The sequence below is a fragment of the Paenibacillus sp. strain BS8-2 genome, from assembly GCF_054483835.1.
On record NZ_CM137010.1, the window covers coordinates 2,794,150 to 2,819,331 of the forward strand.

The window sequence follows — 25,182 nt, forward strand, 5'->3', positions numbered from 1 at the left end:
TGGGATGAATGCCATATTCGAATATAGCTTATGGACTGGTCGTTCAGCCAGTGTAAATGATTGGTTATTCTGCTAATGAGGGCTGCGCAGCTCAGAACATAAACAAGCAGCTATAGCCCGAACGACAGGAATCGTTACGAGTATAACTGCAGATTCAAAGCTTATGCTGTTTTTTATGCTGAGATAGATGCGCTTAGTCGTCAAGTGTATCTTTCGGCAATTGCTGATCAGTATGAAGCGCCGAGTCGGCGTCTGCGGCACGTTCTTCCTCCGAGCGGTCAGGGGAAATTTCCTTGATCGGCCGCGGAGCAGGAGGTTTAGGTTTCTTAGCCGCCTCTGCTTCGAAATAAGCCTGCAGCTCGACTACTTTTTTGGGATTGTCCAGCTTGATCTTATCCTTGATGACATGCTCGACAAGAGATTCCCACGTAAGCTCCTTCTTCTGGGTACGCAGCATACGAATGGCGTTTTTGACGAAGCGTCGTTCTTTGGCATTGGAATGCATATCTTTATATTTCTGAGTGTAGCTGAAGTCGAGATGCGGGAACGATGCACGGAATATATCCGCCGTCATCCGAGCGTCGTCGAGCGCTCGGTGGGCAGATCCCTCTGAGCTCAATCCAAGCTCCTGCAAGGCACCTTCTACACTAACGTCGTTCGTGAGGCCGCGGTAACGCAAGAAGCTCTTGAGCAGATCTAGATAGTCCACGCTGAGCCAATAACCGTCATCCAGCTTGTGCATGCGCGTATCCAGAACAATGCGCTTGAGATCTTCCCCGCCCCATGTAACGAGCAGTGGCGCTTCGCTGCGGGACAGCCATTGCAGGAAATTCCCGATAACACGCGGGAAACGTTCGGCACTGTCGATCGAGGACTGCGGGATACCTGTTTTTTTCTGTATGAAACTATTGAGTTTTGCAAAATAAACCGGCTTTATAAAAGCCGAAAATTCGTCTACGATCTCGAGCGAGTCGTTCAGTCGAACGGCGCCGATCTCGATGACCTCCATAGGGAGATCGCTTGCGAACTTGCGGCCGTTAAATTCGATATCCAATACAATATAGTCCAATTCTGTTACCTCCGCTATGAGTGTCGCCGCTTCCATTCTAACAGAAATCGGGCGGGAAAGCTTCTTTTTGCCATATGATTGCCACATCAGTCGCCTAGGTCTACAATAAAAGTTAGATTTGTGCAGCTAGAGAGGAGTTCACTAACAAATGTCTTCTATTAACACCATCGCTCAGCCGGGCGCCAAGTCCAAGAGGCTGTTGATCGCAGTTATTCTCGGCATGCTCGCCGGTATTGGACCGCTCAGTATCGATATGTATTTGCCCGCGCTCCCGGCTTTGGCGGATGATCTTGGGGCATCTACGTCGCTTGCACAGCTTAGCTTGACCGCATGTCTTGTCGGTATTGCGCTGGGACAATTGATTGTCGGCCCGATCAGCGACGTAAGAGGCCGCCGTACGCCGCTCTTGATCGGTATGGCCGTATATGTGGTTATTTCCTTGCTCTGTGTCATGGCACCGAGCATCTGGTCTTTTATTGTGCTTCGTTTTGTGCAAGGGTTCGCAGGAGCAGCGGGAATCGTTATTTCGCGTGCAACCGCAAGGGATCTGTATTCCGGCGCGGAGCTTACGAAATTTTTTGCTCTGCTGATGCTGATTAACGGAGCGGCACCGATTCTGGCGCCCATGATCGGCGCCGAGATTGTCACATTCACCTCGTGGAGGGGCGTATTCGCGGTATTAAGCGTATCGGGACTGCTTATGCTTGCAGCCGTATTCGTTGGACTTCAAGAAACGCTGCCGCCGGCGCGCCGATCCAGCGGAGGACTTCGTAATACACTTCAAACGTTCAGCAGATTGATTGGCAACAAAGCGTTTATGGGATATGCGTTTACCCAAGGTTTTATGATGGCTGCCATGTTCGCTTACATTTCGGGTTCTTCATTTGTATTGCAGGAGCTGTACGATGTGACGCCACGGGGGTACAGTCTCGTCTTCGGTCTGAATGGAGCGGGTATTATCGTCGCCAGCCAAATCGCAGGTAGACTAGCCGGCAAGGTTGCCGCGCGCAAGCTGCTGATGACGGGACTTGCAATCGCCAGCTTAGGCGCTATTATATTGATGTCCGCGATTGTGCTGGAGCTTGGTTTGCCGGTAGTCATTGCAGGTTTTTTCTTTGTTGTATCCAGCATTGGCATTACGAGCGCGACTACGACTTCGCTTGCGCTGCAAGATCAAGGAAACTCGGCTGGCAGTGCTTCGGCGCTGCTTGGCATGATGTCATTTGTGTTTGGCGGTATTGCAGCACCGCTTGTCGGTCTAGGTGGCGAAGGTACGGCATTGCCGCTCGCCATCGTTATTATGACGCTTGTCGCGGCTGCGCTTGTCTGCTTCGCATGGTTTACACGAGGGGCTAGAACCTCGTAACACGACAGTATGGAAGAAGCACTGGTTATAGCTAGAAGTGGACAACTATCAATGGAGAGATTGGAGAGTTGAACGATGAGTCATGCTAACGGTTGGATTTTGCATTCCGTCATTTTTTCGCTGAAGCACGAGAAGGGTTCAGAGGCGGAACGCCGATTCCTGGAGGATGGGGAGCGTATATTGACGTCGATCCCGGTCGTGAAACAATTCAAGGTGTACAAGCAGGTCAGCGCCAAAAACGAGTACGACTTCGGTTTCGCCATGGAATTCGCCAATCAGCAGGAATATGACGCCTATAACCATCATGAGCTTCATTCGGCGTTCGTGTCTGAACGTTGGGAGAAGGAAGTCGAGAAGTTCCTGGAGATCGACTATCAGCTTTAAAAGCAGGTCCAATAGCGGTTCCTCTGCATTTTTGGTTGCCGGATAGGCAGAAAAGCTCTATAATGGCGCTAGACAATTCGAACATTTTCGAACAAAGACGAACGAAATAGGGAGAGTGCTAGCGTGCTTAAGAAACTGAAGGTATTGCAGCAATTGACAGAAGCAGGGGTAGTGGCTGTTCTTCGCGCCGACTCGGCAGAGGAAGTAGCGGAGATGGCAAGACGCGCCATCAAGGGCGGCATTAAGGCGATTGAAATTACAATGACGGTGCCGTTCGCGCTTCGCGCAATCGAGCAGCTGTCCAAAGAATATTCGTGCGATGTAGCTCCGGAGGCGGATAATTTCGCGATTATCGGCGTAGGAACGGTGCTGGATCCGGAGACGGCCCGCGCTGCGATTCTGGCCGGTGCGCAATACGTCGTGGCTCCGGCGCTTAATCCGGACACGATTAAGTTATGCAACCGTTATGGAGTTCCGATCATGCCGGGTACGATGACGATTCAGGAGATTCAGCAAGCACTGGAGCTTGGCGCCGATGTGGTCAAGCTGTTCCCTGGCAATCTGTACTCGCCTAGCGTTATCCCGTCGATCAAGGGACCATTGCCGCAAGCGAACATTATGCCAACCGGCGGTGTATCGCTCGACAATCTCAAGGATTGGGTCAAAGCAGGAGCTGTAGCTGTCGGGATCGGCTCCGACCTTACCAAGGATGCCGTGAAATCAGGCGACTTCTCGATCATTGAGCAGAAGGCAGCCGCCTATGTTTCCGCATACCGCGAGGCGAAAGGGCTGTAAGACCGGAGTGTCAAGGATAGAAGGACTTGCAAGTCCGAACCTCGCGCCTTGAGCACATGAATGGCTAATACAAAAGAGCGTCCGTGAGGTAATTCATCTCGCCGGGCGCTCTTGTTTGTTGTATTTGGAGGATTCAATTGGTGCTAAGACGATAACTCTCCCTTAGCTACTCGCCCCGCGGCTTGGAGCGTCCTGCTTTCACATGCTTTAATTGAGCGACGATAATCACGCTGATGATAACGAGCAGGAACCAGGAGCTTATTTTGCTGAAACTTACAATCTTCCATGTGATGTGTTGATCCGGGTACTTCCACGCATTAAAAAACGTTGCGATGTTCTCGGCCAGCCATATAAAAAAACCTACGATTACAAAAGCCAGAGTAAGCGGCATCCGGTAGGTAGTGCCACGAACACGGTAAAATATCCAAGTGCGCCAGAATACGACGAGCACCAGCCCCGTCAACCACCACCTGACATCGGGCAGGTAATGGTGGGTAAAGAAGTTCAGATAGATGGCGCCCCCAAGCAAGCCCGCCGAAGCAAGCCCCGGCCAACCGCTCATATCCATCCGTAGTCTGCGCCAGATCTGGCACATGAAGCTGGCAACGCTGGCATACATAAATCCACTGTAGAACGGTACGCCAAGCAGTTTCGTGAAACCCGGCTCGGGATATGACCATGATCCCATATGCACCTTATACATTTCAAGCGCCAGTCCAATCAAGTGGAACAGGCCAATAACTTTTATCTCGTCGATCGTCTCTAATCCGCTGCGGTACATGAGGAATTGAACGGCAAGCAGGATGAGCAGGATAGCGTCATATCGGTGGATATACGGCCAGTCGATAAGTCCAGACAACGCCAAAGTGCCGAAGATAGCTGCGGGAAACAGACAGCTCATTGCTTGATGGTAGCCGAAATGGAGCAGTTGTGTGATGGAGCCTCTCAAAGAATCACCTCATTGATCCGGTTTTGCTTAAGCATAGAAGAATTACCGATGGCGAAAAAGAGAAATTTGCTTCTCGTTTTTTCCGATTTTATATCGCGGCATCTTCAGTCAATTCTCGCAAGAGCCCTGCAGAGCACAGAAGCGGGAGCTCCAATCATCTTCACTGCCCTTCTGCAGGCGGGATCAGGCTTGCTTCTAGGCTCGTTTAGGGTTATAAATGAAAGAGGTTATTTACTGTTACATGGAATGAATGGCAAGATGGAATAATTATGGCGTAAAGGAGACGAATGTTGTAATGGACTACCGGATTGAGAAGGACACGATGGGCGAGATTAAAGTTCCCGCCGACAAGCTCTGGGGAGCGCAAACGCAGCGCAGCTTGCAGAATTTCAAAATTAGCGGCGAAAAAATGCCGATAGAGGTTGTCTACGCGATGGCGATCGTCAAGAAAGCATCTGCGTTCGCCAACCTTAAAGTAGGCGTTCTCGACGAAGAGAAAGCGCAAGTGATCGGCGAAGCGGTGGACGAAGTTCTTAGCGGGCAGTGGGATGCGGAATTCCCTCTTGTTGTATGGCAGACCGGCAGCGGTACGCAAACCAACATGAACGTAAATGAAGTAGTTGCACGTCGCGCGAATCAAATTCTTGAAGCACGCGGCAGCGAGACTCGCATTCATCCTAATGATGACGTCAACCGTTCACAAAGCTCTAACGATACGTTCCCGGCAGCGATGCATATCGCTGGCGTTATCGCGGTTGAGGATCGGCTGATCCCGGCGCTGGATGTGCTGAACGGCACGCTGCGTGATAAGGCTGAGAAGTTCGACAACCTTGTGAAGATTGGTCGTACGCATCTGCAGGATGCTACGCCAATTACGTTTGGTCAGGAGATCAGCGGCTGGTACTCGATGCTGGACAATACGCGTGCGATGCTGGTTCAGAGCGTGGACACAATGCGTGAGCTGGCGCTTGGCGGTACAGCGGTAGGAACAGGACTTAACGCACATCCGGACTACGCCGTAGCGGTTGCCGAAGAAGTAACGGCACTGACGGGCAAGTCGTTTGTGACAGCGCGCAATAAGTTCCACTCGCTTACAAGCCACGACCAAATGGTCTACACGCACGGCGCGATCAAGGCGCTTGCAGCTAACCTGATGAAGATCGCCAACGACGTAAGATGGCTGGCAAGCGGTCCGCGCTGCGGCATCGGCGAGATCTCCATCCCTGAGAACGAGCCGGGCAGCTCCATCATGCCGGGTAAGGTTAACCCTACGCAAAGCGAAGCTTTGACGATGGCGGTGTGCCAGGTTATCGGCAATGACGCAGCGATCGGTATGGCGGCGAGCCAAGGCAACTTCGAGCTTAACGTGTTTAAGCCAGTCATCTTGTACAACTTTATTCAATCCGTTGCTTTGCTGGCGGACTCCATGATTTCGTTCAACGATAACTGCGCAATTGGCATCGAGCCTAATGAAGCAGTCATCAAACGTAATCTGGATCAGTCGTTGATGCTAGTTACCGCGCTTAATCCGCATATTGGTTACGAGAACGCAGCGGCAATCGCGAAGAACGCGCACAAAAAAGGACTGACGCTCAAAGAATCCGCGATCGCGAGCGGCCTCCTGACTTCCGAGCAGTTCGACGAATTCGTGCGTCCAGAGAATATGATCGGTCGCAAATAGCAGGTCAAGTGCCTGCATATCCTTGCATACAATTGTAAGCCCCGGGAGCTCCATTTTCCGGGGTTTTTTTTGAGTTTGTATACCTTAGGTAATCCAGCCCAATTTCCGCTGGTCTCTTTGTTTTGGGCAGGTTTTCAAAGGAGAATTGCTGAAATTGTTTATTCTATGGAAAGTGTTTAGTCCGGATTTTTCTAATTTGTTTAGTCCCGTTTTTATTGTATCTTGTCTCGGAATTGCAATGGGTTGATGATGAGGAAGCATTCAAAATTCAATAAGCATACATCCCTGATCATGTCGGACGGAGGAGGTACGGGCGGAATGAAAACAGACTATGCAAGCAACCGGGAGGCGACTTATGGATACGAGCGCTAGCAGACGGTTCAAACAGAATGTGCCGCTCTTATGGATGTTTGTCCCTGGAGCGATCTTCTATCTTTTATTCAAGTACACACCGATGGCAGGTCTCGTAATTGCTTTCAAGGATTACAACCTCCATGATGGTATCCTCGGAAGTCCTTGGGTGGGAATGGACAACTTTGACCTGATTTTCAGCAATCCACTTACGACGGATATCATTCTTAATACATTATGGCTTAGCTTGCTCAGGCTCATTATTGGTTTTCCGTTTCCGATTCTTCTGGCTCTACTACTTCATGAAGTACGCAAAACCTGGTTCAAACGATCGATTCAGACAATGGTGTTTTTGCCTCACTTCTTCTCTTGGGTCATTGTAGGGGGCATCGTGCTAACGTTGTTTTCTCAGGAAGGGGGAAGCTTAAACCTGCTGCTGGAGCGGTGGTTCGGTTTCAGTCATGCTTTTATGTACGAAGTGACTTCCTGGGTTACGATTTATCTCGGATCGGGCATATGGAAGGAAGCAGGCTTTAGCGCCATCATATATTTGGCTGCACTGGCCGCAATTGATCCTGTGTTGTACGAGGCGGCCGCGATCGACGGTGCAAGCAAATGGCGGCAAATCTGGCACATTACGTTGCCAGGTGTAAGCACAGTCGTCGCCATGATGTTGATCTTGTCTATGGGAAGCATCATGGAGGTTTCTTTCGATCAAATCTACATTCTGGGCAATCCAGTCGTGTCCAGCGTCTCGGAGGTTATCAGCACTTGGGTGTATCAGCTTGGGCTGCAAGGCGGACAATTTAGCCTTACGACTGCAATGGGATTGTTCGAATCGCTTGTGGGATTGCTATTAATCTTGATTGCGAACCAAATCGCCCGCCGCATGGGGAAAGAACTGTGGTAAAGGAGGGATGGACCGATGCGCGCATCCTATGGTGAAAAAGTGTTTTATGCAATTAATTATGTTGTATTGTTAATGGTGGGACTGCTTTGCTTCCTGCCATTGGTTCATCTGTTTGCCACCTCGTTTAGTGATCCAGGCATGATAATGGCGGGCAGGGTCTCGTTCTGGCCTGTACAATGGAATGTGGATTCGTACAAAGCTTTATTCGTCGGGACCCGGATCGTGGAGGCGTTCGGCAATAGTATCGTCATTACAGTTGTCGGCGTGTTATGCAGCATGACAGCTTCGATCGCTGTTGCTTACCCGCTGTCCAAAGAATATTTCTATTGTCGCAAATTTTTATCGCTGGCGATTATCTTTACGATGATATTTAGCGGCGGCTTAATTCCGAATTATTTGTTGGTTAAATCTCTTGGTCTCGTCAATTCCTACTGGGCGCTGTGGCTGCCTGGACTGATCAGCACGTATAACATGTGGGTCGTGAAGACGTTTTTTCAGAATATCCCGAGAGAGCTGGAGGACGCGGCACGTATCGACGGCTGCGGCGAGCTGCGATTGCTAATGCGAATCATGTTACCTATTTCGCTGCCAATGCTCGTGGCGATCTCCTTGTTTTATGGCGTTGCATATTGGAATAACTTCTTCAACGTGTTGATTTACGTCAATGACACGAGCAAATACAATTTGGCTGTATTAATACAGCAAATGATATTCTCTGCCTCGAACCCGCAGCTCGCCATCGATTCGGATCTTCAGCAAGCGATTACACCAGAGGGTGTAAAGGCTGCAGGAGTGCTGGTTATGGTTATGCCGGTGCTGCTCGTATATCCCTTCGTCCAAAAGCATTTCGTAAAAGGGGTCATGATCGGATCGTTAAAAGGTTAGCAGTGACGAAGCAAGACAACTGAATTTTATATCAAACACTAATGGGAACGAATAGGGAGGCGCATCGCATGAGCAAATGGAATCTTAAAAAGGGTTCGATGTTGGCGGTTGGCTACGTCTTATTGTGCAGTGTAACGGTATTAGGTTGCTCGACAAGCCCGTCCGGGGAGTCCGATCCGAGCAACGGAGGGACGAAAACCGAGGCAAAGGGGAAAATGACTGCTGCCGTATACGATAGGGGCAATGTTCCCGCAGATCAAGGCACGATAGCGGATAACTGGGCGACCAAATGGATCAACGAGGCGGGTCCTTCGGAGGTTAAGTTTATTCCGATTCCTCGATTCTCGGATACGGAGAAGTACAATACCTTATTCGCGGCGGGCAACGCACCGGATATCGTCTGGTCTTACAGCAGCGACTTCAAAGGTCAGCTGATTAACCAACGCCAAGCGATGCCGCTTGAGGATCTCATCAATGAGTCGAGTACCACGTACAAGAAGCTGCTTGAGGAGAATCCGGGGATGAAAAAGCTTACGACGGATCCCGATGGTCACATCTATCAAATTGGGCGAGTGAACGGATTGCAGCCGAATGATTCTTTGTTTATTCGGGCGGATTGGTTGAAAAAGCTGAATATGGAGGTTCCCCAAACGACAGAAGAGCTCCTTGAAGTGGCGAAGGCATTCGCAACTCAAGATCCCGACGGCAACGGGGAAACCGATACGCACGGCATATCGATGAGTTTCATTACGGGTTCCTTGATTGACGTGATGTTCGGTAATGTCAGCCCTGTGGTAGAAAACGACGAGCTAGTAAACGGCTGGGACCGCAAGAAGGATGCGTTGGCATTCAAGAAGCAATTATTTGACGCAGACATTGTCAACAAGGATTTCCTGAACGACAAGGACGGGGCCAAGGCGAAAGAAGAGTGGGTAACGGGCAAGCTCGGCATTTATGGCGGATCGATTGATGGTATCGACGAAATGCAAGTGCTCGCCACATTAATGGAGAATAACCCGAATGCTGAGGTGCTTTGTATCCCGCTGCCCGCTAGTAGCTACGGACAGTTCAGTGGTGGAATCATTCCGCCGATCCAGGTGGTAGGCATCGTGAACGCCAATGCCAAAGATCCGGTAGCCGTCATGAAATATATCGATTTCCTATCGGATAAAGAGAATATGACCAAGATTGCTTATGGGGACGAGGGTACCGAACATACGTTGTCGGAAGCCGGTTATCCGGCGCTCAAGGAGCTTAACAATCCCAAGTTCTCTTGGACGAACGATGTTAACCTATTGTATTCTCCGGCCTCATTCGGCAGCGTACCAGCGTATATCAATTCATTGAATCTCGAAAACAAGGTGGAGCAAACGTGGCTCGAGCTGTACGAGCAAGCCAAACAAAATTACCTGAGTCCAGAACGTCCTTACCCGGGATTCACCTTTATGGAATTCAGACCAGTATTGCCCAAAGAGCTGCAGACGATCTCCTCGACCGTAAATGGGCAAATCGATAACATTCTTAAGAAAGCAATCGTTAGCGGAGACTCATATACAGCGGATCAAGCAATTTCCGATGCTGAGAAAATATGGAATCAAGTTGGCGGCGAACAAATCGACGTTTGGTGGAGAGATTGGTATAATGCGAATAAAGAAACAGCCTATTTAACGAAAGATTTATATATCAAGTAAGCGCATAAACCATCCGAATGAAGGGCAGGGGGATAAAGAATGAAGCGGAATAACTGGTTTTATCGGTTGTTGTTCTCTTATCTCCCGATCCTGCTCTTCGTTGTTTCGGGTCTGATCATCTCTTGTTTCCTGTTCATTGTGAAGCTGTCGCAGGAAGAGGCAGGACGGGCCAATGCGATGTTCGCACAGACCGTCATGCAATCCGTTGATCAATCGCTGCTCACGATTGATGGGGCCATCATGCAAGGCATTCAGAGTGATGAGGTGCTTTCCGCGTTCTTTAACGAAAACAAGACAACAAATACGTATTTCCTAAATTACGAAGTAGGCGAGAAGTTGCGGGCATGGATTTATTCTAATTCATGGATTTCGTCCGTCTACGTCGTGCGTTGGTCCGATCGTTCTTTGCTGGCCCAAGACGGCTTGTCTCATTTGGATGAGTTCAGGGACGAGGTTTTTATTAAAGAAGCTCAGAATGCTAGGAATCTTCCAAACTGGATCGCCAGACAGGATCCATTCGCTCCTCATGATCCTTCGCAGAAGGTGGTAACTCTCGTACGTAAGGCGCCGCTGGATCATGGCAGCCAGGGGCTGATCGTTGTGAACATTCGCGCCAGAGCCATCGCCGCGTCGATTGAAGAAAAGACAGCTATGAAGCTAAGTTTTATCGCGATTCAACGACAAGGAGATGTACTACTCGACACAAGCAAGTCATCAGGTGAGCAAGACGAACGTCATCATGTGAAGCTGGCAAGCGTCACTTCGCCATACACGGGATGGACATTTGAAAGCGGAATCAAACAGGGCAATTTGATTAGTTATGCATCGGCCTTTTCGTACTTGTGGATCATACTGGGTTCGCTGGTCACTGTGGTAGGCGTCGTCTGGGTAGTGTATGCAACACGCAGAAATTACAAACCGATCGAATCGATTCTCACGCACATCCGCATGAATGCCCCGAACAAAAGGGACGAAATTGCCAGTGACGGTAATACGGACGAATTTGGATTCATTGAATCTATATTCGGGAATATGACAGAGGAGCTCGGCAGGTTCCGGGCGCAGTCTGCGAAGGACGACATTATTAAGCGCAAACATGTCTTTCAAAAGATCATGAGCGAGGATGTCACTGGTGAGGTCGAGCAATTGATTACGGAATTAAAGGACGGGGATTTGTTAATCCAGTCCAAGCGGTTCCTGTTCTCGATCGCTGAGATCGACCGTTTTCACCAGTTCGAAGAGCGGTACTCGTCGTCCGACCAATATTTGTTCAGATACGCCGTAACCAAAGCGATTCAGGAGATTGCGGAGTATTATCCGTTCGGAATTTATTCTGAATGGATGTCGCCAACTAGACTAATCCTCTTGTTCAGCCTCGGCGAATCCGAATCGTGCAACATGTCTGAGACCGCGAACGGATTGTGGCGGGAAGTCATTGATTGGATGGACCGATATATGAGGTTCAGCATAACCGTCGGAATCGGGAGCGAAGTTTACTCCATACACGATTTAAGCAGATCCTACCGGGATGCCGATGAGATTCTGCGGTACAAGTGGCTGCTCGAGGATCGCAAAATTATATCGCGTGAAGATGTGGATGGCAAATCGGGAAAGGTTTATTACGAATACCAGCATCTTGTTCATACGCTCGCCGATTCATTCAGAGTAGGGGACGCGAAGTGGGAGAGCCTCTTCGAACAATTATTCAGAGAAGTGAAAGGCGCCATCATAACCTCGGAAGATATGGTGAATCTGTTGAATTACCTGCTATTCGAGTTGGATAAAGAGTTATCCTACTTAAACATGGGTCCGATAGAATCTTTAAAGGAAAACAGTTTGTCCTATATTCGCGAGGAAATCGATGTCATCGAGTCTGTCACGGATACGCAAGCCAATTTAAAAAACATTCTTATGACCTTATTTAACGACATCCAAGCCATGCGCGAAAATCATTGCAACCACGAAACGATTCATGAAATTAAAAGTTATATCGAAATGAACTTCCACGATGCCGATCTGTCTTTGACGACGATTAGCGAGAAATTCGGCATGAGCGGCAATTATTTGAGCCGACTGTTCAAGGAGGAGTTCGGGGAAAGCTTCGTGAGCTACTTAATTTATTTTCGTATGGAGAAGGCCAAACAATATTTGAGGGAAACCGCTGAGCCTATTCAACATATCGCTAATCTGGTTGGATATACGCATTCGGTCTCCTTTAATCGTGTATTCAAGAAGCTGGCAGGCAAGACGCCCGGGGAATATCGGAGCATGAACGAGAAGTGACCATACAAGAACCACTAATGAGGGAGATGAGATGAAAATGAATCTTGCGGCAATCGATAAAAATTGGACGATCGAGAAGATCGAATTTGCTAAATTACACGGGGAGCGGGCTCGCAGCGCGGGAGCAAACGCAAGACTTGGCGTTCATGGCAACGCCTGCGAAGTGAGCATTGTGCGAATCACGATCGACGGCAAGACGGCATACGGCGCTTCGCGAATGACAAAGGAGCAGGCGAAGGCTGCTATCGGGAAGCCAGTTCGCGATTTATTCGATGATAACGGAAAAATTCAGGAGCCTTATCGTATCAGCCTCGAATATCCGCTATTGGATTGGCTTGGCCGTAGATGGAATAAACCGGTGTATGAGCTCTATCAGGGAGCGCTGAGTCAAACGCAGGGCGGATTATCTGTGCCGTGTTACGACACATCTCTTTATTTTGACGATCTGCATCTAAGCAACGATAGGGATGCGGTAGCCCTAATACAGGAAGAAGCCAAGCAGGGTTACGCGAAGGGGCATCGCCATTTTAAAATAAAAGTAGGACGCGGCGGGATGCATATGCCGCTGATGGAAGGGACCAAGCGGGACATCGCGATCGTAGAAGGTGTAAGGGAAATCGCAGGCCCGGAAGGGAAACTGATGATTGATGCCAACAACGCTTATAATCTCAACCTGACCAAAGAAGTACTCGCTGCTTTGTCCGATGTGGGTTTGTATTGGATCGAGGAAGCGTTCCATGAGGATGATGCATTATACAGAGATTTGAAGTCGTGGCTGAAGGGACGTAATCAGAATGTGTTAATCGCGGACGGCGAAGGGTATGCCTCGCCTCGCTTGATCGAATGGGCTGAGCAGGGACTTGTTGACGTGCTGCAATACGATATTATCCATCCGGGTTTCACTCATTGGCTGGAGTTAGGAGCTAGGCTGGATGAGCGTGCGCTATTTACTGCTCCGCATTGTTACGGCAATGCGTATGGCATCTATGCGACGGGACATCTCTCCGCCGCCATCCAGGGATTCCAGTTTGTAGAATGGGATGACATCACAATTGCAGGCATGGATGCCAGTGCTTATGCTGTTCGTGACGGCATGTTTCTCGTTCCGCCTAAAGCGGGATTCGGCCTGGACTTCGACGATGATCGATTCTCCTACCAAGTATCGAATGGCGGATGGGCGGTCGAGTAGTCGGTGTGGGGCGATTGCTTGGCATCGGCCTCGTATCGACGGGAGTTAGTCATTGTGATTGCAGCGTAGAAGTACGAGAGTCAGCGTTCTCGTAAAGAGGGGAAGCATGTGGTCGTTGACCGCATGCTTCTTTGTTATGTGGAACGTACGTAGACTAACTAGTTGGTGAATAAGTGCTGCCTCGGCTCCAACAGTTACCCTACCAAACGGGGCAGAAGAGATCGAAATATCGATCTCTTGCACTGTACTTCCGCATGCTAGCTGCCTAATTAAGAAATCAGACAGCTTTCCTGTACGCATTGATGGTAGAATAAATGTAAATATTTATGTTGTGTATCACTTCAAACGCGGATTAACAGAGGAGCATCCCGTTGCGGGAACGAAAGGGATGGGATGGTAGAGGGGAGACAAGAGCAGCTATGCACGATTTATACAAACATCGCAAAGTATGGTTTATAATCGCAGGTTTTGTTATTGTTGTTGGACTCTTCTATTGGTTCTTCTGGGATCGTCCACTGATAAAAGGCGTCAGATTGAACCCTTATCAAGCAGATGGGGTTGAGATCGTCCGCAGAAACGGGGAAATTCTGCAAGAAGAAATTATTCTTATCAAGGATAAAGCTTGGATACGCGAAGTATTGGGCGACTTGAAACAGTCAGTATTTATCAAGGAGGCTTTCCCTCCCGATTATCCCAAATCAAGAGTTGATACCATACATGTGCAAGTCGAAGATGGTAGACACACCAAGCTAGACGCTAAGGTATTTCTATCGGATTCGGCTCAGGGAGCTGGAGTCTCCGACGGAGCAATGATGATCGTGAATAACCGTTATCATTACCAGATTTCAACTGAACTTTATGCGCTGCTATCGATGCCGCTCTCCGGATACATGGACCGTAGCGACGATGTGGAGATCACCCTGGATAATTGGCGCCCATTGGTCGTCTTGAACGGCGAGATCTTCACTTCTTATTTTATGGGAGATGATTGGTCGCCATTGCTGCCGTACAAGGAGGTAGCTGCCGTGAAAGCTACTTTGCCTGATCATATTCAATACACGAGACCGGAGGATATGACCGATCTGCTGACGGAGAAGACAGGGACATATGCAGAAGGAACACCGATTTATGAGGCTGACGGAAGCTACTTCATACGAAATAGCAAAGAAACGGATACTTGGGAAATTCTGCTGCCTGAGGGTCAAGGCGCTCATCACTTCCAGCATTCTCGTGAGGGGGAAGTGTTGTATTGGGAGTCATACCCTTCGATAAATTACTTTGTAATTGAAACCGTGCAAGGTCATGAAGTGTACGCCGCACAAGATCCGAATACAACAGAGAGCTGCATCCTGATATGGGATGAGCGGGATCGGCGCTTCCGTTCGCCGTGCGCCCCATTCGAATACGGTATTGACGGCAAGTCATACACGCTGAACGCATCTCCAATGGAAAGATGGCCTTCTCACGATTTGGGCGGTGTTCTTCTTTACACGTATCGAGATTAGGACGATGATAAGGCCAAACACAAGTTGAACGCAAAGGGAGCGGGCACTCAAATGATGGATAGATTGTCGGGTATCCAATGGCATGAAACAACACCAACCTTAAACGAGCTCATTACTGCTGGAGTTGAAGAGAGCGTTAGCCCGCTTACGCCGGGTTTCGAGGCGGATGTCGTTAAGATCACGCAAGGCGAGCAGCACTTTGTACTGAAAGTATGGAACAAACAATCGAGGCCCAACATTCTGCGCCAATATCGTCTCTTGCATGCCCTTCTTCGTCAAGGAATTCGGGTATCCGAGCCTATCGGCTATGGGCAAACGGAAGAGGGGCATGGCGTATTAGCAGCCCGTTATCACGGTCAAACGGTTACGAAGTTGAGTCCGAGCATTTTCGGGAAAATCGCTGCTGTATTTGCAGATATTCACAGGCTTAACCCGAATGAGTTAGAAAACGAGACGGTAGCTAGCTATGATTTTGTCGGATATTTTTTTGCTGGCATCGAGGCGTTCCCGTCGTTGCAAGAGGCGCTGATTACTCTAGCAGCCGACGCAGATATGAAGATGGACCGGGTTATTCACGGTGATTTTAATCTGGGGAATATAGTGGAAGAGGACGGACAGTACACGGTGATCGACTGGACGAACGGGCAGCTGGGGGATCCGAGGTATGATCTGGCGTGGGCTTGTCTGCTTCTGCGTATTTATGTGAGCGAGAGCAAATATCTCACGTTCCTGTATAAGTATCAAGAGGAAATAGATATAGCGACGCAAGAATTAGAGATTTTTGAAGCGATTGCTTGCCTGAGATGGCTGATGCTCGACCGATACGATGGCGTCCCCAAACATGCAGATACGATGAGTAAGGTTAGAAAAATCGTCAGGGACAATCGATTCTTGCATGAGCGTTTGTTAAAGCGGTGATGAAGGTATGCTGAAGCGCTGATGGCGGCTGGTCCGCGGCGTCGCGCGGTTATAGTCAATTATGGTATGATACTTATGGTTTCTTCTCATATCAAACAAAAAGTAGGTTAGCGCATGCATCTATTATCTGTTGAACATATAACAAAGAGTTACGGCGAGAAGCTGCTGTTCGAGGATGTGACGTTCGGCGTCGAGGATGGGGATAAAATCGGCATTATCGGCGTCAATGGCACAGGCAAGTCAACCTTCCTCAAGGTTATCGCCGGCATCGACCAGCCGGACTCGGGCAATGTATCCGTCGGAGGCAGAGTCGTTGTCCGGATGCTGTCGCAGGATCCTGTGTTTACGGCAAACGAGACGGCGCTGGAGCATGTACTCGGTGGAGATTCGCCACAGCTAAGAGCTGTACAAGGGTATGCGGCAGCGATGGAAGCGATCGAGTTAAATCCGAGCAGCGAAAGCTTGCAGCAAGAATTGATTGCGGCAAATGCGCGGATGGACGAGTTCGACGCATGGGGACTCGAGAATGAAGCGAAGACGGCGCTCTCCAAGCTGGGTATACTTGAGCATGACGCCAAAGTAGAGACCTTATCAGGCGGGCAGCGCAAACGGGTGGCGATGGCTGCGGCGTTGCTCCTTCCCTCGGACGTACTGATTCTGGACGAGCCAACGAACCATATCGACAATGAATCGGTTGCTTGGCTCGAAGGGATGCTGCAGAAACGGCGCGGCGGTCTGCTCATGATTACGCATGATCGTTATTTCCTGGATCGGGTCAGCAATCGGGTCATTGAGCTGGACCGTGGCCGGGCTCACTTCTATCAAGCGAACTATAGCCGTTTCCTCGAGCTTAAGCTGGAGCGCGAGGAGCGTGAAGCGGCTACGGAGTCGAAACGTCAGAATTTGCTGCGGAACGAGCTCGCTTGGATCAGACGCGGAGCGAAGGCGCGGACAACGAAGCAGAAGGCGCGGATTGATCGATTCGAGGCGCTTAAGGACGCGGGTCCGAAGGGCTCCGATGGCAAGCTTGAGCTGTCCGTTGCTTCGTCGCGGCTAGGCAAGAAGATCGTGGAGGCCGAAGATGTGGGCAAACGCTACGGCGATCGCCAGTTGTTCAGCGGGTTCGACTACATCGCTGTACCGGAGGATCGAGTCGGCATCGTCGGACGCAACGGCAGCGGCAAGTCCACGCTGCTTCGAATTCTCGCAGGCAAGATCCAGCCAGACGAAGGGACGGTTGAGCTAGGCACAACGGTCAAGCTGGGCTGGTTCTCGCAGGAACGGGAAGAGATGGACGAGACGCTGCGCGTCATTGAATATATTCGCGAAGACGCGGAGCAGGTCAAGACGGCTGATGGTACCACGATCTCTGCCGGTCAGATGCTGGAGAGATTCTTGTTCCCGCCAGCAATGCAGTGGTCGCCGATCTCCAAGCTGTCAGGCGGAGAGAAACGTCGTCTGCAGCTGCTTCGAGTGCTGATGAACGCGCCGAATGTCCTGCTCCTCGATGAGCCGACCAATGATCTGGACATCTCGACGTTGACGGTGCTTGAAGATTATTTGGATGACTTCCCTGGAGTGGTGTTCGTCGTGTCCCATGATCGTTACTTCTTGGATCGCACGGTCGACAAGATTATTGCTTTCGAAGATGGAATAATTACTCAGCATACAGGTAACTACAGTGAATATCAGGAGTATGTGGACAAACTAACTTCGCTTGGCAAACGGTCCTCGACTGGAGCAGACCAGAATGCTATATCGCCCAAAGTCAGCCAAGGAAGCGGGGTCAGCGCCGCTGCTGTCACCCAACAAGAAAACAAGCAAGAACGCCCATCCGGCAGAGATCGGGCGCTTAAGATGTCCTATAAAGATCAGAAGGATTATGATGCCATCGATGGTTGGATTGCAGTTGCGGAAGCGGAGCTTGACGACGTAGCTCAAGCGATGGAAGCAGCAAGCAGCGACTCCGCTAAACTTCAAGAGCTTGCGGCTAAGCAGCAGCAGCTGGAAGAGAAGCTCGAAGCGCTTATGGAGCGATGGACCGAGCTGAACCTTCTGGCTGAGGAAATCGCCGCACAGAAAAAAGGGTAATGACTTTGCATCTATAAGGAGGTCTCTCGCATGGGGGCAGAATCAACAGGAACGAAAGAAGTCAAAAACATCTATTGCATTGGCCGTAACTATAAATTGCACGCGCTGGAGCTTGGAAACGAGGTACCTAGCTCGCCTATGGTCTTTACGAAGCCTAGTCATTCGGTCACGGCTATGGAAGGTGGTACGATTGAGCTTCCAGGCGGCGCAGGCGAAGTACACTTTGAGCTGGAGATCGTGCTCCGAGTGGGCGAAGGTTATGTACCAGGAGCTCCCGCTGACGAATGTTTCGACGCGATAACGCTGGGATTGGATCTTACGCTGCGCGATGTGCAGTCCACGCTTAAGGCCAAAGGACATCCTTGGCTTGCTGCCAAGGGCTTCAAAGCTTCCGCGCCGCTGGGACGCTGGATCGCCTACCCAGGTGAAGAGAAGCTAACGGAACAGAAGTTTACGCTGCTGCGCGGCGAAGAGGTTGCTCAAAGCGGTCAAGCGAAGGATATGATCTTTGGCGTAACGGAGCTTGTACGTCATATCGAAAGCAACTATGGTCTTGGTCCTGGGGACTTGATCTTTACAGGTACGCCGGCTGGTGTGGCCGCACTCCGAGATGGAGATACGCTTCAGGCGTTCTGGGGCGAGGAGAAATTAGGAGAATGTAAGGTATCGCTCAAATCTTAAGTCTTAAGATTATATATATGAAAAAAAGTATTAAGAAGATCGCCAACCACCTGCGAGACAGGAGGTTGGCGATCTTCTGTTTTGTCGAAATATAGGAAAGAAAACCAATCGGACAATACTTCGTGCTGTTACTTCCCGATAAACGCGTTCAGCATCCAGACATGTTTTTCGAGGGTTGTATGGATAGCCAGCAGCATATCGGCAGTTGTTTCGTCTCCGGCCTTCTGCGCTTCCTCCATACCTTCCTTCAACTCATCGATTATGGACGAGAAGTCTTTGATCAATTGCTCGACCATTTGCTCCGCCGTTTCATTGTTAGTCGCTTCTTTGATTGTGGATTCTTCCAAGTATGCGCTCATAGAAGCGATGGGCTTGCCCTTCACCGCAAGCAGACGTTCCGCGATTTCGTCAACGTGAAGAGCTGCCTCCTCATAGAATTGCTGGAATTTCTCATGCAGCGTAAAGAACTGTGAGCCTTTAACATACCAGTGGTAGTTGTGAAGCTTAATATACAGAACGCTCCAGTTAGCGATTTGGCGATTCAGATGTTGTTGAACGGTTTTCGTCGTTTGGGTAGTCATAGTTGTTCATCCTTTCAAAGTAGAAGTTGAAGTTGATTATTGTTAATAAGTAAACCGCGGAGCTTTAATCGAAACAGTCACATAACAATCGACTACATGAAATGATGTAAAGATTGACAGTCGACGTTTAGTATGTCTGAACGATTATGCCAATATGCAAGCTCATGATAAAAGATGAGAAATGGTGTTCTATACAAAAATAAATAATTAGATCAAATCCTTATTGATAATTATTATAATATAATAATGATGATATGTAAAGCACTGCGAGCACCAGAGTTAATCTTCTTAGCACGCACACAGGCGCACAAGGTTGATGGTCGGATGCTCAAGCTGCCATTCCGCGTATAAAAAAAGTACACCTTCAGCATAAAGCCGAAGGTGTACCTTCTTCTTATCATTGTCCACTCCTGCCGCATAGCAGTGGAGGAACAGCGTTCATAAGAATGCGCGGATTAACCCGCTATATATTTGGAACTCTCAACAAAAATTATTATACAAAAATTTCTATGAGCAGACTAGTCTATTTTTTATTGGGATATTACAGAGTGACATACTCCCACCACCTGCGCTAACGCTTAGAGGTGGGGGCTTCTTGGGACATACCAGCTAATGCCAGCATCATGACCAAGCTATCCCCGTTTGCCCCACGGTTCTGATTCGTGCCGATTAGGCTATACCCAGCTTCCGGCAACCTTCATTTTTGATGTTGATTGCCGCGTTTACGTCTCTGTCTAATGCTGTGCCACAGTGCTGGCATACCCAAGTTCGATCTGCCAATGTAAGTTCCTTGTTATCGTTTTGGCAATATCTGCACCGTTTGCTGGATGGAAACCATTTGTCAATCACAACAAGTTGTTTTCCTTGCTCCGCAAGCTTATACCCCAAAAAGGTCTTTAGCATCCCGAATCCATTGTCATTCGTAGATTTTCCCAGACGGAGTCCTTGCGCCATTCCACGCATATGTAAGTCTTCTATGGCAACGGCTGAGCAGGCATTGGCTATCTGCCTGGAGCGCTTATGCAAGAAGTCTTTGCGCTGGTTCGCTACTTTTTCATGGAGCTTGGCTACTTTAAGGCGTTGCTTTTCACGGTTTTTACCGCCTTTTTTGCGTTTAGACAGCTTGCGCGCAGCTTTTCTCAGTCTTTCTTCTGCTTTTCGGTAGAATTTTGGATAGTCAGCACTGTTTTCCTGACTATCGACAAACAATGAACGAGATGAATAATCCAAACCTACTACCGTTTCAGGGGTTGGCTCTACTAGATTTATTCGTGCTTCGTATTGGATCAATATGGAGACGAAATATTTACCCGTTGCCGTTTTACTTAGCGTTGCAGACTTTATGATGGCTTCCTTTGGCAACTGACGGTGAAGCTTAATCTTCACATCTTTCAGTTTAGGCAGTCGGATGGTTTTGCTGTCTATGAGCCGAATCGTGCCGCATTGATTGTTCGTAGTATAGGATTTCTTATCGTGATGCTTATTCTTGAACTTCGGAAAACCCACAGACGGGTCTCGGAAGAAATTCTTATAAGCCGTTTGCAGATTCAATTGTGCATTCGCCAGCGCCAAACTGTCTACTTCTTTGAGCCAAACAAAATCTTTCTTGAAGTCGGCTGGAAGCCTATATTTCTGTTTCTTCATTGCTTCTTTATCGTCTTTGAATGACTCGTAAACTTCTTTTCGATTCGCAAGCATTTGATTATAGATAAATCGCACACAACCAAACGTTTTATTGATGAGAATTTCTTGCTCGGCATTCGGATAGATCCGATATTTGAATGCTTTGTTCATATCTTCTCACCTTGGCTTTCGATATAACGTCTGACCACTTCAATGGGTGCTCCGCCTGTTGTTAGCAGACAAAAACTTCTCGACCAGAAATATTCTTTCCATAGTGATTTTCTAATGATGGAATGTTCTTTTTTGACCAGACGTGATGATGCGCTTTTATAGGTATTGATAAATTTAGATAACTCACTGTTTGGCTGTGCCTTGAACAAAATATGAACATGGTCTTTGTCGTGATTCCATTCCTGTAATGCAATATTGTACTTCGGTGCAATATATTCGAATATCTCCTTGAGACGATTCGATATTTGATCATCAATCACTTTTCGACGATATTTGATAACTAAAACAAGGTGATAGTACATCAAGAATACTGAATGATTATTATTGTCTAATTCCACAGTATCACCGCCATTTACAACTATACTACTGATTGTATCATGACGGCGTGTATTTTGTAAGCAACGCTTCGAAGACGGCAATTCATCTCCCACCTATAGAGGATAGGAGACTTCTTGCCGTATGAGGTTAAACAAGAGCCTCTTCGTGAGCGAGTGTTTCCAAATAACGTTCGCAGTCCAGTGCGGCCATACAGCCGCTGCCGGCTGCGGTGATGGCTTGGCGATACGTTGTATCTTGTACGTCGCCGCAAGCAAAGACGCCGGCAATGTTCGTCTCTGTTGTACCTGGCTTAACGAGAATATAACCTTGAGCGTCCGTCTCGATCTGTCCGCCAAGAAAGCCCGTATTCGGCGTGTGGCCGATTGCAACAAATACGCCGTCCGCCTCCAACAACTCTTCTTCGCCGGTCTCGTTATTGCGAACACGCAATCCCTGTAAGCCGTTCTCGCCTGCAACGACCTCGAGTGGCGTACGATTCAGACTCCAAGCTACCTTCTCATTGGAGCGGGCACGATCTTGCATGATCTTCGAAGCGCGGAGTTCCTCGCGACGATTGACGACGCGAACTTCAGTTGCGAAACGGGTCAGGAAGCTCGCTTCCTCCATCGCAGAATCTCCACCGCCGATTACGATCAGCTTTTTGCCGCGGAAGAAAAATCCGTCGCAAGTCGCACAAGTACTTACGCCGCGTCCGATGTTGTCTTGCTCGCCAGGGATGCCGAGATATTTGGCCGAAGCGCCTGTCGAGATGATGATCGACTCTGCTTGCAATTGGCCGAGCCCTTCGACCTCAAGCGTGTACGGACGTTTGCTGAAGTCAACACTCTTAACGGAGCCCATCTTGAATGTGGCGCCAAACTTCTGAGCTTGTTTGCGCATATTGTCCATTAACTCGCTCCCGAGTATACCGTCGGGGAAACCAGGGAAGTTCTCGACTTCTGTTGTCGTCGTCAATTGACCGCCCGGCTGCCATCCTTCGATCACGAGCGGTTCCATATTGGCGCGTGCCAGATAAATAGCAGACGTGAGTCCGGCTGGACCGGTTCCGATAATAATGGTTTTGTACATGTAATTGTACCTCCTGTATACGGTTATAATCCGTTATTCCAATCATGATAAATCCAATATCTTAAAGCTATTACAAACTGTAACGGAAGTCAATACAGTTCATCTAACCTTCATGTAGGGGAGGGACGAGAGCCTGTTTTTGTGAAGAATAGATTGTCCCTGTTGGCGAAAAGCACCAATTAACTGTATGATGGAAATAAAGGGAAACGCCGATTGCAACATCGGCCGTTTATAACGAGAGGAGCAGAGACTACCGAATGAGGAATCCAATTAGGAAAGCAGTCATTCCTGCGGGAGGGCTAGGCACTAGGTTTCTGCCGGCGACGAAAGCACAGCCCAAGGAGATGCTTCCGCTGATCGATAAACCTGCCATTCAATATATTGTGGAAGAAGCTGTTCGCTCAGGCATCGAAAGTATCGTCATTATTAGCGGCCGTCATAAACGGGCGATTGAAGATCATTTTGACAAATCCTTTGAGCTTGAGGCCGAGCTTGAGGCACGCAATAACGAGACGATGTTAGCCGTGGTAAAGGAAATCTCGCAGTTAGCGGACATATATTATGTCAGGCAGAAGGAACCGCTCGGACTTGGTCACGCAGTGTTATGCGCCCGTCGATTCATAGCCGATGAGCCGTTCGCGGTGCTGCTTGGTGACGATATTCTAACTTCGGAGCCGCCGTGTCTGAAACAAATGATCGATATTTATGAGCAAGAGCAATCCTCCGTTGTTGCTGTCATGGAAGTGCCTTGGGATCAGACGCACAAATATGGGATCGTTGATATAGAGGGTACGAGTTCAGTATCCCGTGTCAAAAATATTATCGAGAAGCCGGCACCAGGTCAGGCGCCGTCCAATTATGCGGTTGTCGGCCGTTATGTGCTGCATCCCGCTATCTTCAGCCTACTGGAGTCCGCTGCGCCAGGCAAGGCGGGAGAAATTCAATTGACGGACAGCTTGCAAGAGCTTAACCGATTGATGTCACTCATGGCTTTCCGGTTTGACGGACGGCGACATGACGTAGGCGATAAGCTTGGTTTCGTGCAAGCGACAATCGATTTTGCATTGGATCGCTCAGATTTGTCGGATGACGTACGCAAGTATATGTTGGAAAGGCTAGGCCTGACTCTAAAACCATAATGGCGAATTCCTCCGATAGCCGCAATCGAAGCGGCTTTGGAGGTTTTTTATTGTTAATAGACCAAGAGGACGAGCATTCTGTGCAGCCTTACATTATTTTGAAATGGTGATTATTTACTGTTTGAGATAGAATAGAGAGATAGAGGGTAGGAGTTGACTTACTTGTATTGCCATTATTGCGTTAGAAGTTATGCAGAGGATGCTGTGTTCTGCAGTCAATGCGGTAGACGTTTGCATGCCATTGCGATAAAAGCAAATACACAGAAGCTAGACGCTGCATGGCCAGGTGTGAACGAAAGCGCTGCTGCGCTCCATATAGAACGAAGTATTATCGTTGTCGATGGGCAAGTCTCGGGTCAAGAACAAGAAGCGGTCAACAGGACGCGTATAAGCAACCGGCAAACAGGATGGGCCGTGTTCGGGAGTCTTGGCAGTGTGACGGTCATTGTGGCGGCTAGTTTATTCATGTATTTCCGATATGAGACGAATATAAATGAACAAGTCCTCAAGTTGCAGGTGGAAGCCAAAGCTGCTGCTCTGGCGGGACATTATGAGGAAGCCAATGTGCTGCTTGAGAAAGCGATTCGTGCAAGACCGGATTTTCGCGCTATTGCAGAGGATCAGGAGGCCGTTCTACATGCGGCGGAGCTTGAAAGGCTCTCTAATGAAATTGATGAGAGGCTGACGAACGGGGATACGACAACAGCTCAAAGCGAGCTTGATCATCTAAAGTCCGAATTGAACGGGCGCAAGGAACCGTTATACGAGAAGCTGAAGGAAAAAGCGGAAGGTTATTCCGTAGAGTTGACGTTAGCTGAGCTTTCGCACGAATTAGATTCTCTCACAACGGTCGAAGAACACGGCGACATGCTGAATGTGGTCAACGGCATGATGGGTCATGAAGCGGAAACGCTTCGTCTTCGAATTATTGCTGGTATTCGGACAATCACCACTACGGATGTGGAGTATTTGCTGAGCCGACGAAACTATACCGGAGCGTTGTTCGTATGCAACAAAGCGTTGACCTGGGCCAAGGAGGACGCGGAACTGCTTGCACTGAAGGAGCGCATCAAATCCGATAAAGAAACGTACGAGCTTGAAGAGCAGCAACGAATTGAACAAGCAATGGAAACGGCGGCGGAAGAAGATCTGATCAATCAGACGGATGCTGTAGAACTGCTTGCTGTCGATAAAGTAGTGGACGGAATGGGGATCCTCACCCTTAATGGCACGCTCAGGAGCAAAGCTACGCGGGCGATCTACGACGTCAAGATCACGTATTCTGTGCGGAATGATAGAGGCGAGGTGCTGGCAAGCGGCACGGTTATGGCAGTTCCCGATTATATCGAGCCGGGCGAAGAGATGGCATTCTCGGCGACGGTGAGTGGGATTTATGATGAGCTAGTTGACGTAACGGTTGACGATAAGACATGGTATTTGGATTAAGGAGCGG

Annotated in this window: 21 protein-coding genes; 15 read left to right on the top strand and 6 right to left on the bottom strand. The window is 49.0% G+C overall.

Annotation, left to right across the window (positions count from 1 at the left end; translation table 11 throughout):
• Positions 1-193 precede the first annotated feature (193 nt).
• The gene (locus tag ACX1C1_RS12090) at positions 194-1,069 is read right to left on the bottom strand and encodes a 3'-5' exonuclease (protein ID WP_458957322.1); all 876 of its coding nucleotides are present in this window, start codon (positions 1,067-1,069) and stop codon (positions 194-196) included.
• Positions 1,070-1,217: 148 nt separating this feature from the next.
• Between ACX1C1_RS12090 and ACX1C1_RS12095 the strand changes: the two genes are divergently transcribed.
• The 3 genes from ACX1C1_RS12095 (at position 1,218) to ACX1C1_RS12105 (ending at position 3,614) form a co-directional block, all read left to right on the top strand.
• Positions 1,218-2,435 carry a multidrug effflux MFS transporter gene (locus ACX1C1_RS12095; protein WP_458957323.1) on the top strand — a complete coding sequence of 406 codons (1,218 nt, stop codon included), beginning with the start codon at positions 1,218-1,220 and terminating at the stop codon, positions 2,433-2,435.
• Between the two features lie 75 nt (positions 2,436-2,510).
• Complete coding sequence (locus tag ACX1C1_RS12100) at positions 2,511-2,819, top strand: Dabb family protein (RefSeq protein WP_458957324.1); 309 nt, start codon at positions 2,511-2,513, stop codon at positions 2,817-2,819.
• A gap of 123 nt (positions 2,820-2,942) precedes the next feature.
• Entirely contained in the window at positions 2,943-3,614 is a 672-nt protein-coding gene (locus ACX1C1_RS12105; protein WP_458957325.1) for a bifunctional 2-keto-4-hydroxyglutarate aldolase/2-keto-3-deoxy-6-phosphogluconate aldolase, read from the top strand.
• Positions 3,615-3,780: 166 nt separating this feature from the next.
• Here the strand turns inward: ACX1C1_RS12105 and ACX1C1_RS12110 are convergent, their stop codons facing one another.
• Positions 3,781-4,563 (bottom strand): DUF817 domain-containing protein, encoded by a 783-nt coding sequence (locus tag ACX1C1_RS12110; protein ID WP_458957326.1) that lies wholly within the window; start codon positions 4,561-4,563, stop codon positions 3,781-3,783.
• Positions 4,564-4,858: 295 nt separating this feature from the next.
• Between ACX1C1_RS12110 and fumC the strand changes: the two genes are divergently transcribed.
• From fumC to ACX1C1_RS12160, 10 genes are all read left to right on the top strand, one after another.
• Positions 4,859-6,244, top strand: coding sequence for a class II fumarate hydratase (fumC, locus tag ACX1C1_RS12115; RefSeq protein WP_458957327.1), 1,386 nt, complete (start codon positions 4,859-4,861; stop codon positions 6,242-6,244).
• A 355-nt stretch (positions 6,245-6,599) separates the two neighbouring features.
• Entirely contained in the window at positions 6,600-7,505 is a 906-nt protein-coding gene (locus tag ACX1C1_RS12120; RefSeq protein WP_458957328.1) for an ABC transporter permease, read from the top strand.
• Between the two features lie 15 nt (positions 7,506-7,520).
• Positions 7,521-8,390 (top strand): carbohydrate ABC transporter permease, encoded by an 870-nt coding sequence (locus ACX1C1_RS12125; protein ID WP_458957329.1) that lies wholly within the window; start codon positions 7,521-7,523, stop codon positions 8,388-8,390.
• Positions 8,391-8,458: 68 nt separating this feature from the next.
• Positions 8,459-10,081 (top strand): extracellular solute-binding protein, encoded by a 1,623-nt coding sequence (locus ACX1C1_RS12130; RefSeq protein WP_458957330.1) that lies wholly within the window; start codon positions 8,459-8,461, stop codon positions 10,079-10,081.
• 39 nt (positions 10,082-10,120) lie between these two features.
• Positions 10,121-12,364, top strand: a complete 2,244-nt coding sequence (locus ACX1C1_RS12135) for an AraC family transcriptional regulator (RefSeq protein ID WP_458957331.1) — start codon at positions 10,121-10,123, stop codon at positions 12,362-12,364.
• Positions 12,365-12,395: 31 nt separating this feature from the next.
• Positions 12,396-13,553, top strand: coding sequence for an enolase C-terminal domain-like protein (locus tag ACX1C1_RS12140; protein WP_458957332.1), 1,158 nt, complete (start codon positions 12,396-12,398; stop codon positions 13,551-13,553).
• Positions 13,554-13,924: 371 nt separating this feature from the next.
• Positions 13,925-15,058, top strand: coding sequence for a hypothetical protein (locus ACX1C1_RS12145; protein ID WP_458957333.1), 1,134 nt, complete (start codon positions 13,925-13,927; stop codon positions 15,056-15,058).
• Positions 15,059-15,109: 51 nt separating this feature from the next.
• The gene (locus tag ACX1C1_RS12150) at positions 15,110-15,976 is read left to right on the top strand and encodes a phosphotransferase family protein (RefSeq protein ID WP_458957334.1); all 867 of its coding nucleotides are present in this window, start codon (positions 15,110-15,112) and stop codon (positions 15,974-15,976) included.
• Between the two features lie 114 nt (positions 15,977-16,090).
• A complete protein-coding gene (locus ACX1C1_RS12155; RefSeq protein WP_458957335.1) occupies positions 16,091-18,067 on the top strand; it encodes an ABC-F family ATP-binding cassette domain-containing protein in 1,977 nt (658 codons plus the stop codon).
• A gap of 30 nt (positions 18,068-18,097) precedes the next feature.
• A complete protein-coding gene (locus ACX1C1_RS12160) occupies positions 18,098-18,748 on the top strand; it encodes a fumarylacetoacetate hydrolase family protein (protein WP_458957336.1) in 651 nt (216 codons plus the stop codon).
• A gap of 128 nt (positions 18,749-18,876) precedes the next feature.
• Here the strand turns inward: ACX1C1_RS12160 and ACX1C1_RS12165 are convergent, their stop codons facing one another.
• The 4 genes from ACX1C1_RS12165 to trxB form a co-directional block, all read right to left on the bottom strand.
• Positions 18,877-19,329, bottom strand: a complete 453-nt coding sequence (locus ACX1C1_RS12165) for a Dps family protein (RefSeq protein ID WP_458957337.1) — start codon at positions 19,327-19,329, stop codon at positions 18,877-18,879.
• 669 nt (positions 19,330-19,998) lie between these two features.
• Positions 19,999-21,123, bottom strand: a complete 1,125-nt coding sequence (locus ACX1C1_RS12170) for an RNA-guided endonuclease TnpB family protein (RefSeq protein ID WP_458955616.1) — start codon at positions 21,121-21,123, stop codon at positions 19,999-20,001.
• The gene (gene tnpA / locus ACX1C1_RS12175; RefSeq protein WP_458955617.1) at positions 21,120-21,521 is read right to left on the bottom strand and encodes an IS200/IS605 family transposase; all 402 of its coding nucleotides are present in this window, start codon (positions 21,519-21,521) and stop codon (positions 21,120-21,122) included. The genes ACX1C1_RS12170 and tnpA overlap by 4 nt, the downstream gene beginning before the upstream one ends.
• Positions 21,522-21,648: 127 nt before the next feature.
• The gene (gene trxB, locus ACX1C1_RS12180) at positions 21,649-22,590 is read right to left on the bottom strand and encodes a thioredoxin-disulfide reductase (RefSeq protein WP_458957338.1); all 942 of its coding nucleotides are present in this window, start codon (positions 22,588-22,590) and stop codon (positions 21,649-21,651) included.
• A gap of 257 nt (positions 22,591-22,847) precedes the next feature.
• On the opposite strand from trxB, the gene galU reads away from it, so the two are divergent.
• Positions 22,848-23,729 (top strand): UTP--glucose-1-phosphate uridylyltransferase GalU, encoded by an 882-nt coding sequence (galU, locus tag ACX1C1_RS12185; RefSeq protein ID WP_458957339.1) that lies wholly within the window; start codon positions 22,848-22,850, stop codon positions 23,727-23,729.
• Positions 23,730-23,882: 153 nt separating this feature from the next.
• Positions 23,883-25,175, top strand: coding sequence for an FxLYD domain-containing protein (locus tag ACX1C1_RS12190; RefSeq protein WP_458957340.1), 1,293 nt, complete (start codon positions 23,883-23,885; stop codon positions 25,173-25,175).
• The last annotated feature ends 7 nt before the right edge of the window (positions 25,176-25,182 follow it).